Annotated in this window: 9 protein-coding genes; 5 read left to right on the forward strand and 4 right to left on the reverse strand. The window is 34.6% G+C overall.

Annotation, left to right across the window (positions count from 1 at the left end; translation table 11 throughout):
* The first annotated feature begins 190 nt into the window (after nucleotides 1-190).
* Nucleotides 191-1,894: a putative bifunctional diguanylate cyclase/phosphodiesterase gene (locus tag LCF45_RS03185; RefSeq protein ID WP_002125184.1), complete on the forward strand. Its 1,704-nt coding sequence runs from the start codon at nucleotides 191-193 to the stop codon at nucleotides 1,892-1,894.
* Nucleotides 1,895-1,925: 31 nt separating this feature from the next.
* Here the strand turns inward: LCF45_RS03185 and LCF45_RS03190 are convergent, their stop codons facing one another.
* Nucleotides 1,926-3,323, reverse strand: coding sequence for an amino acid permease (locus LCF45_RS03190; protein ID WP_002125185.1), 1,398 nt, complete (start codon nucleotides 3,321-3,323; stop codon nucleotides 1,926-1,928).
* 441 nt (nucleotides 3,324-3,764) lie between these two features.
* Here LCF45_RS03190 and treR point away from each other — a divergent pair, with 441 nt between their 5' ends.
* From treR to treC, 3 genes are all read left to right on the forward strand, one after another.
* The gene (gene treR / locus LCF45_RS03195) at nucleotides 3,765-4,475 is read left to right on the forward strand and encodes a trehalose operon repressor (protein WP_002125187.1); all 711 of its coding nucleotides are present in this window, start codon (nucleotides 3,765-3,767) and stop codon (nucleotides 4,473-4,475) included.
* A gap of 140 nt (nucleotides 4,476-4,615) precedes the next feature.
* Nucleotides 4,616-6,043 (forward strand): PTS system trehalose-specific EIIBC component, encoded by a 1,428-nt coding sequence (treP, locus tag LCF45_RS03200; protein WP_002010521.1) that lies wholly within the window; start codon nucleotides 4,616-4,618, stop codon nucleotides 6,041-6,043.
* A 13-nt stretch (nucleotides 6,044-6,056) separates the two neighbouring features.
* Nucleotides 6,057-7,718, forward strand: a complete 1,662-nt coding sequence (treC, locus tag LCF45_RS03205) for an alpha,alpha-phosphotrehalase (RefSeq protein ID WP_263894527.1) — start codon at nucleotides 6,057-6,059, stop codon at nucleotides 7,716-7,718.
* A 31-nt stretch (nucleotides 7,719-7,749) separates the two neighbouring features.
* Here the strand turns inward: treC and gerKC are convergent, their stop codons facing one another.
* Genes gerKC through gerKA form a run of 3 tightly spaced genes read right to left on the reverse strand, consistent with a single transcriptional unit; the run spans nucleotide 7,750 to nucleotide 11,444 of the window.
* The gene (gene gerKC / locus LCF45_RS03210; RefSeq protein ID WP_002125191.1) at nucleotides 7,750-8,874 is read right to left on the reverse strand and encodes a spore germination protein GerKC; all 1,125 of its coding nucleotides are present in this window, start codon (nucleotides 8,872-8,874) and stop codon (nucleotides 7,750-7,752) included.
* Nucleotides 8,855-9,961: a GerAB/ArcD/ProY family transporter gene (locus LCF45_RS03215; protein ID WP_000185782.1), complete on the reverse strand. Its 1,107-nt coding sequence runs from the start codon at nucleotides 9,959-9,961 to the stop codon at nucleotides 8,855-8,857. The genes gerKC and LCF45_RS03215 overlap by 20 nt, the downstream gene beginning before the upstream one ends.
* Complete coding sequence (gerKA, locus tag LCF45_RS03220; RefSeq protein WP_002125193.1) at nucleotides 9,942-11,444, reverse strand: spore germination protein GerKA; 1,503 nt, start codon at nucleotides 11,442-11,444, stop codon at nucleotides 9,942-9,944. Before gerKA ends, LCF45_RS03215 begins: the two co-directional genes overlap by 20 nt.
* A gap of 402 nt (nucleotides 11,445-11,846) precedes the next feature.
* Between gerKA and LCF45_RS03225 the strand changes: the two genes are divergently transcribed.
* Nucleotides 11,847-13,679: a GAF domain-containing sensor histidine kinase gene (locus LCF45_RS03225; RefSeq protein WP_263894528.1), complete on the forward strand. Its 1,833-nt coding sequence runs from the start codon at nucleotides 11,847-11,849 to the stop codon at nucleotides 13,677-13,679.
* Nucleotide 13,680 lies beyond the last annotated feature (1 nt).

Consider the following 13,680-nt stretch of genomic DNA (forward strand, 5'->3'; position numbering starts at 1 on the left):
TGAGGAAGTTAGGTGGGAGATAAAAGCCCGATTGGTGAAGGCTAATAATCAGTGGGGGATGGACAACCCCCCCCCACTGATTAAAGTTTCATTTTATGTAAAGGCGTATTGTTAGAAAATGAAATATCTCTATTTCTATGAAGAGAAACGAGTTGTGTTTTAGTCAGATAGGAAGCAAGGAGAGGTGCGCATGCTAGAACAAAGAGGTCATGCATTATATGACTCTTCATTGCAAGATTTAAAATTAGCATTAGATGAGTCTTCAATTGTTGCTATTACAGACCGAAATGGTCTTATTACATATGTGAATGATAAATTTTGTAAAATCTCAAAATATAAAAGAGAAGAGCTAATAGGAAAAGATCACCGCATTTTAAATTCTGGATATCATCCGAAAGCATTTTTTCAAATCCTATGGAAGCGTATTTTGAGTGGAAAAGTCTGGACGGGGGAAATTCGAAATCAAGCAAAAGATGGTACGTATTATTGGGTTAAAACAACAATTGTTCCATTTTTAAATGAAAAGGGAGAACCTTATCAATTTATTGCAATTCGAAATGATATAAGTAGTAGGAAAGAAGCAGAACAAAGATTACGATTAAGCGAAAGTCGTTATAGGGAACTTGCTTATCATGATGCGTTAACAAGTTTACCGAACCGTTTACAGTTAATTACGACTGTAAATAAGATGATTGCAGAAAAAATAGAGTTTGGCATGATTTACTTTGATTTAGATCGTTTTAAATTAGTGAATGATACGTTAGGTCATATGATAGGAGATTTACTTTTAAGCGAAGTTGCTTCACGGTTGCATTATGTGTTAGGAGAGAAAGATGTTCTGGCTAGGCTAGGTGGCGACGAATTTGTGCTGTTAACAAAAGAACATACACAAGATGAGATGCGGCAGTTAGCGACATCGGTATTGTCATGTTTTCAGGCACCATTTATGCTTGAAGGTCATGAAGTATATATTTCAGCTAGTCTAGGACTTTGTTCATATCCACAAGATGGACAAGACGTGGAAACACTATTGAAAAATTCGGATTTAGCTATGTATAGTGCGAAAGAACAGGGAAGAAATGCGGCGTGTTTCTTTACAGATGAGTTACGTGCAAAAATAAATCGTAGAATGAAAATCGAGTTTGCTTTGCAAAAGGCAATTCGTGATGAAGAATTAGATGTGGCATTACAACCTATCATTGATTTGAAAACGAAGAAATATACTGGCATTGAGGCTTTAGTGCGCTGTATGACAGAAGAAGGGCCTATTTCACCAAGCGAATTTATTCCAATAGCTGAAGAATCTGGACTTATTATAAAATTAGGAGATTGGGTATTAGAAAAATCGTGTCGCCTGTTTAAAACATTACCGGATTACCAAGAAGGATTAAGGTTATCTGTGAATTTATCCATACAACAATTAATGCAGAAGCGTTTTATTTTGTCTGTACGTAGCATCTTAAGGAGAACTGGTTTTCCTCCGAATCGTTTAATTTTAGAAATAACGGAAAGTATTGCTGTTCGCCATTTTGATTATATTATCGCTACATTACAAGAATTAAGAAGTATGGGAATTTTAATCGCTTTAGACGATTTCGGAACAGGGTATTCCTCATTATATTATTTAAAACAACTACCACTTGATATTGTGAAAATTGATCGTAATTTTATTCGTGAGTTTCATTATGATCATGCACAACCAGAGCGAACGATTGTAAAATCGGTTATTGAAATCGCCCATAGTTTAAATTTATTAGTGGTTGCTGAAGGGGTAGAAACGGTAGAACAAGAAAGTTTATTAAAATCAATGAGTTGCGACTTTGTACAAGGTTTTTATTATGCGAAACCGTTAGATATAGGGGAACTAAAAGAAAAGTTATTAACTGATTTTTAATAAAAAAAGAGAAGCGAAAAGCTTCTCTTTTTTATTGTTTTTTTTGTGAATCTTTCATTAAAACTGGATAAAGAATAAGACCTAATACAAACAAACCAATGCCTAAGAAGAATGTTTTTAAATCAGCAGTTCCCGTTTTAATAACCCATATGGAATATAAAAATGCTAATGCAGTAATGATTCCATCTTTTATTCGAGATCCCGGCATTATATCATACGTTTCCCCCGTAATAACTAATTTTAACTGATACAAGGTAGAAACAAGGTACGGGATTAAATATGCTAATGTCGCTACAACAATAGCGAAATTATATGCTTCTGAAACAGTACCAGAAATCGTTGAGAATAAGAAAATTTGCGTCATCACATTTGTAATAAATAATGATTTTGAAGGACTACCTTTTTTATTTGTTTTACTGAAAAACTTAGGGAAAAGTCCATTTTTAGCAGCCTGGTAAGGTACTTCTGAGCTAACAACGATCCATCCTACAGTAGAGCCGAATAAAGATACGAGTGCAAGTAAGGCCATTATATAAGCACCTTTAGTACCAATTGCTAAATTTAATGCATCTACTAATGGTTTTTGAGACTCTTTTAAAGCGTCTTGTGGAAGAGCGCCCATTGTTAGTAGAGTAATTGCCATGTAAATAAGAAGAGCGATGATTAATCCGAAAATCGTAGCTTTCTTAACATCGTGCTGAGATTTTGCACGGTTAGAGAGCATAACTGCTGACTCAATACCGATAAACGCCCAAAGTGTTGCAATAGCAGCGGAATTTATTTGTCCACCCAACGAAATAGGTTGTCCAGCTTCATTCATAAATGTTTGACCGTCTCCGAAATTAGAGGCGTTGAAAATGAATAATGTAATCACAATAAACATTGTAAATCCGATAATTTTTGCAATGGTAGCAAGAAGATTCATATTTCCAGCTCGATCAATATTTTGAGAAAGAATATATTGAATTCCCCATAACATAAGGCTACATACTAGAAAAGTTAACCCTTTTCCTAGTTCTAGTGAAAATCCATTTATTGAAAAGAGAATTTGCTTACTTTGTAAAACTGGAAAAAATGTTGATAAATATCCAGCAAAGGAAATAATAACAGATGCTGTAGCAGCCCAGTTAGCAGCCCAGTATCCCCAAGCCATACTATATCCTGCAACTTTACCTGTCTTTTGGGAAGTAAACATTGCTTGGGCGTAACTTTGTGGTCCTGCTTTTAATTCTGGTTTACGAATTGCTAAATTTCCAAATACGAGTGCAATCATAAATACACCAAGTCCTGTAATACTCCATGCCAGTGTAGATCCCATTGGACCTGATACGTGTGCTAAATTTGCTGGGAGCATAAATACGCCACCGCCAACCATATTCCCGATAACAAAAGCTGTTAAAATCCATAATCCCCATTTTTTCGTTTCCATTTTTGTTAACTCCTTTGTAGTAAGTTTTGCTTAAACATCATTTTTTACTAGCATTTTTGGCAATAAAAAAAGAGCCATGTAGATAAAAAATACCTACATGGCTCTTTGCCAAAGCGTAGGTACAACGGGAATAACCCTTGTACCTACGCGTAATTTTTCCGCTAGGTTTCAAGGGTTAAGTATGATGATGATGTTTTTGTGCAAATGTAACTACAATTGTTGTATAAGTAAGCATAGTTCTTTGCTCCCTTTCTCCTCTGATTTTGAAGTTAGTATACTACATGTTTTTTTGAAAGAAAAGAAAAATTTATAAAAATACGTTTTAGAGACTAAAAATTTACCTATAGTTTTCTTGTACTGGAAAATAAGTGAGAGATTGGCAGAAGAGTATAGCGTGGTATAATACATATAGAACTAGAAGGTGACAAGGGGCTATTGTAGATGATGAGTAAGTATGAACAAATTTATACAGAAATCAGCAAGTCTATTGATAATAAACAATTAAAAGAAGGATGTAAAATCCCATCAGAAACGGAATTAATGAAGCAGTATGAGGCAAGTAGGGGTACTGTAAGAAAAGCTGTAGATTTATTGCAAGAGCGTGGATATGTTCAAAAAATACATGGAAAAGGTGTTTTTGTATTAAAGCGCAAAAACATTGAATTTAACTTTGGTGGTATTGTAAGTTTCCAAGAAGAAAATGAACGTCTAGGACGTCATTGTATTACAGAAGTCGTGGAAATAGAGAAAATGAAAGCGACACAAGATGTAGCAAAGTTATTAAACGTGAAAGAAAAAACGGAAATAAATCATATTAAACGTGTACGAAATATTGATGGAGAAAAAGTAATTTTAGATATAAACCATTTTGTATCGGAATATATTCCAGGATTAACGAGAGAAATTGCAACTGCATCGATTTATAAATATATTGAGAAAGAATTAGGGCTACATATTAGCTATTCACAGCGGGTAATTGAAGTGCAACCATGTACAGAGGATGACCGAAAGTATTTGGATTTAAATGGAACAGACTATGTTGTCGTTGTAAAAAACTTTACTTATTTATACGATGGGAGTCAGTTCGAATATACGGAATCACGTCACCGTTTAGATATTTTTCACTTTTCGGATGTGGCGCGAAGAAAATAAAGAGATGGAGCGAAATAATCGTTCCATCTCTTTATTTATAAAAAATCACCAACTTATATATATGAGTGTTGACTAACTTATATATACGAGTTAATATGTAAGTGTAAACGGTATCAAAAAAAGAAAAGAGGGACGGGAATATGGGGAAAGACTATCGTAAAACAGCAAAAGAAGTGTTGCAGTATATTGGTGGGAAAGACAATATTGAACAAGCTGCGCACTGTGTAACGAGGCTACGTATCGCTTTAAAAGATGAAAATAAAATAGATAATGATAAATTACAGTCTGTTTCATTAGTAAAGGGAGCGTTTCATAACGCTGGGGTATTTCAAATTGTAATTGGTCCAGGTGATGTCGATCGAGTATACGCTGAATTGATAACGCTTGCAGGTATGGAAGAATCGACAGTAGCTGACGTAAAAGGTTCAGGGGATAAAAAATTAAATCCAGTTCAAAAGTTTGTAAAAGTATTTTCAGATGTATTTATGCCGATTTTGCCAGCAATTATTACGGCAGGTTTACTAATGGGGATTAATAACCTGTTAGGGGCAAAGGACTTATTTTTTGATGGGAAAAATTTATTAGAAGTATATCCGAACTTAGGTGGGCTTTGGGATTTAATTAATATGATGGCCAATACAGCATTCGTATTCTTACCGGCACTTGTTGGTTGGTCAGCAACGAAGCGCTTTGGTGGTAGTCCAATACTAGGGATTGTTATGGGATTAATGCTTGTGCATCCGGCCTTATTAAACGCGTGGGATTATGGAAAAGCAGCGACTGGTTTAGAGGGACAAAAGATTGAGTACTTCGATATTTTAGGGCTATTCCAAATTGAAAAGGTAGGGTATCAAGGTCAAATTTTACCCATTTTAGTAGCAGCATTCGTATTAAGTAAAGTTGAAATCTTCTTAAAGAAACATGTGCCAAACGCAATTCAATTATTAGTTGTACCAATTACAACAATCGTTGTAACGGGTGTGTTAGCGTTAGGAATTATCGGTCCAGTTACACGTCATATTGGCGATTTATTAACGGCTGGATTAGTTGGCGTATATGAAACGGTACCAGTACTTGGAGCAGTATTATTTGGAGCATTATATGCACCGCTCGTAATTACAGGAATGCATCATATGTTTATTGCAATTGATTTACAGCTAATTGCACAGCACGGCGGTACATTTATTTGGCCGATGATTGCTCTTTCTAACATTGCACAAGGTAGTGCGGCACTAGCGATGTTCTGGATTTCTAAAAATCAAAATGATAAAAGTATGGCATCAACATCAGCAATCTCAGCGTACTTCGGTATTACAGAGCCAGCGATGTTCGGTGTGAATTTAAGAAATAAATTCCCGTTCTATGCAGCGATTATTGGGTCTGCTATAGCAGCGATATTTATTACATTAAATGGTGTATTAGCACCAGCAATCGGAATTGGCGGATTGCCAGCATTTATTTCTATCATTCCGAAATCGATTCCAATGTTTATTGTAGGGATGATAATCGCAGTAGTAATTCCATTTACATTAACATGGTTATTTGCGAAACGAGTAAAACAGAAGTAGGAGGAAATTAAGCATGAAAGATTGGCATAAAAGTGTAGTCTATCAAATTTATCCGAAGAGCTTTAATAGTTACTATAATAAAGAAACCGGTGATATAAAGGGAGTTACAGAGAAATTAGATTATTTAAAGGAACTTGGAGTGGATTATATTTGGTTAACACCGATATACCGATCACCACAAAATGACAATGGATACGATGTAAGTGATTATTACAGCATTGATCCATCTTACGGGACGATGGAAGAGTTTGAAGAGCTTTTAAAAGAAGCGAAAGTACGTGACATTGAAATCATGCTTGATATCGTTGTAAATCATAGTTCAACGGAGCATAAGTGGTTTAAAGAAGCAAAAGAAGATAAGAATAGTCCGTATCGAAATTATTATATTTGGCGTGATGAAAAGAATAATTGGCAGTCTAAATTTGGAGGATCTGCTTGGAAATATGATGAGAAAACAGGGCAATATTTTTTACATCTATTTGATGAGACGCAAGCTGATTTAAACTGGGAAAATGAAAAGCTTCGTGAAGAAGTGTACGATATGATGCGCTTTTGGTTGGAGAAAGGTGTAAAAGGATTCCGCCTTGATGTTATTAACTTAATTTCAAAAGATCAAAGATTTTTAAGTGATGAAGGCACCACTGCTACAAGTGATGGGCGTAAATATTACACAGATGGCCCGCGCGTTCATGAATATTTACAAGAGATGAACCGAAATGTTTTTGAAGGGAAAGATGTAATTACAGTTGGAGAAATGTCATCTACGACAATTGATAATTGTATCAAATATTCAAACCCTGAGCGTAATGAATTAAGTATGACGTTTAGTTTCCATCATTTAAAAGTAGATTATCCGAATGGAGATAAGTGGACGCAAGCTAATTTTGATTTCATTAAATTAAAAGAGATTATGTCTAATTGGCAAATTGAAATGCAAAAGGGCGGAGGATGGAATGCGTTGTTCTGGTGTAATCATGACCAACCTCGTATTGTGTCACGCTTCGGTGATGATAGAAAGTACCGAAATGAATCTGCGAAAATGCTAGCGACAGCTATGCATATGTTGCAGGGCACACCTTACATTTATCAAGGCGAAGAAATCGGTATGACGAATCCTAAATTCGAGTCCATCGAGCAATATCGCGATGTGGAATCGTTAAATATATATGATATAAAGCTGGAAGAAGGATTATCAAAAGAAGATATTATCGGGATTTTAAAACAAAAATCTCGTGATAATTCCCGTACTCTGATGCAGTGGAATGAAGAGATGAACAGTGGTTTTACAACAAGTACACCTTGGATTTCAGTGGCTGAAAACTTTACAGAAATAAACGTAGAAAAAGCATTAGAAGATAAAGAGTCTGTATTTTATCATTATAAAAAGTTAATAGAACTTAGAAAAACGTATGATGTAATTACAGAAGGGAAATATGCTATTTTAGATGGAAATCATCCTAGCATTTGGGCGTATACACGTACTGTAAATAATGAAGTATTACTTGTTATAAATAACTTCTATGGAGAAGAAATAACGTATTCTGTACCAGTTCATGTTCAATTAGATGGTATGAAACAAGAAGTATTATTATCAAATTACAAAGATTCAAGTAAAGATATTACCAATCTTAACTTAAGACCGTATGAGTCAATTGTATATCGTTATATGAAATAAAAGGTTGGATGCCGGCGGGCGTCCAACCTTTTTATTTTAAGACGCCACTATATAAAATCTTTACTTCTACTTCCGGTTTAAATTTTACCTTTGCATAATCTTTATTCCAATTCTTTTTCTTCCATAACTCTGGATGATAAGCGATAAGATTTCTACCTATACCGAAAGCATCACAATTTGCTTTTTGTAACCTGTTCGTTATTTGTTTTGCTTCTTTTGTAAGTTGTTTAGATAATTTTTCATTTAATTTTTTTCTTTCTTCCATTTTGTAAATATTATCTCTTGGAGCCTCAAGGGCTATAACTTTTAGTTGAAGCTTAATGTGAGCATATACATTTCCTTTTCTATCTGTTGTTATTTTTAAGTCTCGCTTTAACTTTCGATTACTAACTTCCATTGTTAAATAATCAGATGTCTTCTCTGATTCATCGCTAGTAAGTTTTTGGGTTATACGGGCACTTGTTCCCATTTTTCCGGTTAATAATACGAATAAAACAGATTGTTTCAAAGGTAAATGCCCAGTTAATTTATCATTGTTAAATAAAGCTAACCCGTTTGTAATTACTTCTTTTCCTTTTATTTTTATAGAAGGGAGGGTAAAGTCTTTACCGGGATCTAACATTTTTGTAGCAGCTGTTTCTAAAGTTTCTTTTGGAAATACACTCATATCTTCTAAGCTTTTCACTTTTTTCTTTAGAAAATCTCCAATTAGTAAATTTCCTACCTTCTTTTTTTCTAGTATCTCGGATGTTTCACCATCTACTGCAATAAGTTTTACTAAAGCAGTTGGGTTTGTTGGGTCCCGAAAGCTGACATCTAAATAGGGGAGTATACCTTTTTTTAGAATTTTGGTTCCTAGTAATTGAACACCATATTTAAAATAGCGAATATTACCAGTCACATTTTTTTTTAGGGCATCGCTTGTATCCCTTATGTTATGCCCGTTTGCTGAATGTATTTCATTCTCGAATGAAGATTGCTCTCCGCTTGAACTTTTTACGAGTTCAAGCGTTTGCTGAAGTTTATTTTCTTCCGTAATATCATATCCAATGCTATAAGCTAATCTCGCTTCTCTTAATGGTTCTTGATCCCAACAGCCAGAAAGGAATGCACTAGTACATAATATAAAAAGTAATTTAACTCTTTTTTGGAACATACTGTTCTCCTTTCTTATTCCTTATTACTGAATAAAGTAGAAATAAAAGAGGGAGGACAACTATGAAAATATACGTGAACTTATCAGTAAAAGTTGCAATTACTTTTAATTCTTCAGGTGTATCTATAAATAGGGCTACACTAAAAGCAATAATACCAACGATTGGAACAGCCTTTTTATGATTAGCCAGATTGAAGATATGTCCAATTCCTATAGAAGCAGCACAGTAATAACTAGCAATAGAAGCTACAACAGTTATCATCCATATTGGGATGAATAGTAAATCGGTTCGGTCTATAATCCCAATATGCAGAGAACGCAATAAGTAAGCAACTGGCTCTGGAATAAGTTCAACTTGTTTTGGACTAAATACGATAAAGCAAATCCAAACAGTAAAAGTATAAAAAAGAGTTACAAATCCATTAGCGATAGAAATTGCTTTCAGTTTTGCCACAGAACTCCCGTTTACTTTTGGGAAAGCGATAAGAATAATCTCAAAACCATACATAGCTGTAATGGTTTCTTTTGATGCTTGAATAATATTCCACCATCCGGCTTCTGTAATTGGAAAAATGTAAGAAAAATCAGCTCGTGTAAGCCCTAGGGCAATTAAAAGAGCCATTGGTAAAATGAGAATAGAAGCCATGACGTAAAACCGTACGATGACTTTGAACGTATTATAAGCTATGTAACAACAAGCTATTGTAAATAGCATGAGGGTGGCATACCAAGGAGTTGCTTGTAATATCCAAACTTTAATGACATTACAAGCATTTAACATAACCGTCATACCGATAAGGGTAAAATAAAAAACATAAGCAAAACCTAATAGTTTTCCAAACTTATTCCCAAATAGCATACAAACACTTTCATACATATCTGCATCAGGAAATCGTTTTAAGAAAAGCCACATAAGTAAAATAATAAGTTGAATTGCAAGACCAGCGATGAGAGCAGAAATCCATCCGCCACCTTTCGCTATTGGGTGAAGACGGTTTGGTAGAGAAAGTATACCAACTCCGATTTGGCATTGAATAACGAAAAAGGTAAATTGAACAAGTGAAATTTTACTTTGCGTGTTTGTCACCGTTCTCATCCTCTCTCGTTACATGTTGTCGTTGCATTTTTTTCGGTTTTGAATCATGTGGTCGTTCCCAAAACGACCAAATTGGTAGTCGTACAAAAGAGTCTTTCATATCTTTTATCCGCATCGGAGCAACAGGAGAAAGATAGGGGGTATGAAATGAATGTAACTGGCATAAATGAACGAAAGTTATAATGAGACCGAATGATATTCCTACATAGCCGAATATGGCAGCAAGGAGCATTAACGGAAAACGAAGAATCCGAACTGCGGAACTCATATCATTTGATGGAACAAGAAAAGATGAGATTGCAGTTAAAGCTACAACGATAATCATTGTATAAGAAACGAGACCGGCTTTTACAATTGCATCACCAATTACTAAACCACCTACAATACCGATTGTTTGTCCAACTCGGCTTGGCAAGCGAATACCAGCTTCCCGTAATAATTCAAAGATTAATTCCATTAAGAGAGCTTCAAAAATAGGAGGAAGTGGCACTTTTTCTAATGAAGCTTTAATCGTATAAACAAGTTCGAGCGGCAACACATCAGGATGAAAAGCAACTGTTGCGATATATATAGCGGGCAAGAGAAAGGCAATCAAGAAACTGACTAAGCGAATCATTCGGATGAAAGAACCGACAATCCAGCGGTTATTATAATCATCTGGTGATTGATAGAAAGCAAATAACGTAACAGGAACGATAAGTGCAGTTGGATCTCCATCAGATAAAATAGCAACTCGTCCTTCCATTAAATTTGCTGCGACTCTATCTGGACGCTCTGTATTTAATTGTTGCGGAAAGGGTGAGAAAGACGTATCCTCTATAAATTCTTGTATATATCCTGGAGGCATAAGTGCATCTGTCTTAATCGTTTCTAACCTTCTTTTTACTTCTGTAACTAGATCGTCATTAGCTATGTTTTGCATATAAGCAATTGCCACTTTCGTATGCATTTCTTCACCGAGTGTGAAATATTTAACGACGACATGTGGACTTTTTATGAGTTTACGAATAGAAGCTAAATTGGTTGCTAAATCTTCTACTAAACCAGTATGCGGTCCACGGACAATCCCTTCATTATCAGGTTCTGTTATATCTCTCTTTAAAGATAGAGCTGTTTCGAAAATACAAAAACTGTCGACGTGTTCATGAAAATATAAAGATTTACCTTGTAATAAAAGCTGCACACCATAATTTAAATTTGTTTCTTTTTTCATATTTAATGTGGCAAAAGCTTTATCTAAAGACAGATCCGATCGAGTTAATAATGGTTCAAGAGCTAATTGATGAATTAAATTTGGGTCTGCTAAAGATTCGATATATATAATTGTTCCTTTTCCATTTTGGAAAGGGACATCTAATTTTTTTATATCATCTGAATGACAGAGCTTATTTTCAATGTAATTAATATTTTCCGGAAGTGATGGAAACATATGCTTTTTTTTATTATCTTGTTGTGAATTTTTCTGTTCGGCCATAATTTCCATCTCCTTTACATTGAAATTGTTTCTGTTAATTTTTGTTGTTTGTGAGAAAATTATGCTTGGATTATTTGAAAAAAGTAGCTTGAAGGTTACGTTACATCATCTTTTATACTAAAGAAAATAGGATATAAGGGATGGAAAGAAAGCGTATATTAGATTAGCGATATTAATATATATCTTTTGTACTATAGAGGATAAGCCTAGCGGTATGCATAATTACATCGTTTGATGAATAGGAAATTTATGAGAATCGATTTATACTAATATTGTGTCTTGCCTTTTTAGGTGTAGTACACAGCCGGTGATTGGCTAGTGGAGGTTTTTCCATTTTGCCAGTGCCGGTTTTTTGTTGGATAATAGAGAAAATGAAGTTTTATAAAGAAAGAAGGGGTTGTTTTGAAGGATGTAAATTCTATCTTTATGAGAGAAAAGATTGCTAGTTCTTATCTTTATTTTATTTCTTTTCTTGGCTTGATTACTATAACCATATCTTTACTTGATATTAAAATCCCTTCTTATCCAACGATATTAATATTGTTATTAATATTTATGGGGATTGCAGAGTATTTTCCTGTACGATTTTGGAGAGGAACTAGCTCGCTTACCTTTCCGATAATTTACGCTATGAGTTGGCAGTTTGGAATCCATATGACTATTATTGCTATTGTACTCGTAACGCTAATTATTCACCTGCATCGTCGTTCACCGATACAAAGAATGTTATTTAATAGTACTCAGCATGCGCTTAGTTTGATCTTGGCCGAATGGTTTTCAAATAAATGTATGTCTTTATTAATTAACAAGATAGATATGTCAGTTCTATATGAAAATTTAATATCTTTGTTGTTATTTTGCGTGTTTTTTGGCTTCTTCAACAACCGCTTTTACGATTTGTTAATGATAATTCTTCCGCAGCCATATTCAATCTATCAGTGGTATAAAAAAACTGTAACGGTATTTCTTTGCGAAACTTTTGGTTTCTCTTATGCGGCCCTGATGCATGTATTAATTAGTACATATAGTGTGGAAATAAACGAGATTACAGTACTGTTTTTCTTTTTTCCACTTGTAGCAATTTCAGTTATTAGCTCTTTTTCTGTACGGATAAGGATGGAGAAGGAACGATTATATGAGCTGTTTCTTATTACGACAGAAATTAGTCGTGGACTAACCGGAGGGAACCTGAAACATATTAAACAAGCACTTAAAGGCTTTTTTGGCATACAAGCATATGTAATATGGACAAAAGATGATGGGAACTGGAATCTTCTATTGAAAGATGGGAAAGTTCGTCTGGATATTTCTGATCATTCAGAAATATCCAAGGCGTTTGAGGGAATCTCTAAAAATCTTGTGTTTCATGATTGGAAAACTGGTACGGCTCCTGGAGATGAAATATTTGATAGCGTCATACGCTCGCTTGTATATTTTCCTCTTATTGTAAATGATGAACTAATCGGAATGTTTGTTGCAGGGAAAAGTAGAACTGCGGGTTTTTTTCCGGAAGATGTACAGTCGTTAGCTACGTTTTCTAACCAATTAGCTAACGTAGTTAAAACAAGAATATTGATTTCTGAACAGGAAAAAAGAATGATTTTAGAAGAAAGAAATAGAATCGCACGCGAAATTCACGATGGTATTGCACAAACATTGGCCGGGGTGATATACCAACTAGAATCCGCGCAGAAAAAATACCGTGATAAACCAATAGATATGCAGCAAATAGTAGAGAAAAGTATAAAAGATTTAAGAGGAAGCCTAGGAGAAGTTCGTTATTCTATTTATGCTTTAAAACCATATCCGACACAACAATTAGGGCTTAAGCAGGCGATAGCAAGTAAAATAAAATCTTTAAAACAAGAATATGAACTAGATATTACATATCATGAAAGAGGTCATGCACGTGCACTCAGCTTTTCAAAAGAAAGAGTTATTTTTGATACATTACAAGAGAGTTTGCAAAACATTGTAAAACATGCACAAGCAGAAAAGACTGATGTTTTACTTAGCTATCAAAGTGAGCACGTGCTTTTAAGGGTTAAGGATAATGGAGTCGGCTTTTCACTATTTGAGTCTATGGTTAAAACGAAGAATGAGCCACATTATGGTATATTACATATGAATGAACAAGCTGAACAATTAGGGGCTACTTTACAGATTGATAGTTCTGTAGGGAAAGGGACAGAAATTACACTATTAATTCCAGATTCACAAACAAGGGGTGCGTAAA

It is taken from the genome of Bacillus sp. 41-22 (assembly GCF_025809295.1).
GTDB lineage: Bacteria > Bacillota > Bacilli > Bacillales > Bacillaceae_G > Bacillus_A > Bacillus_A mycoides.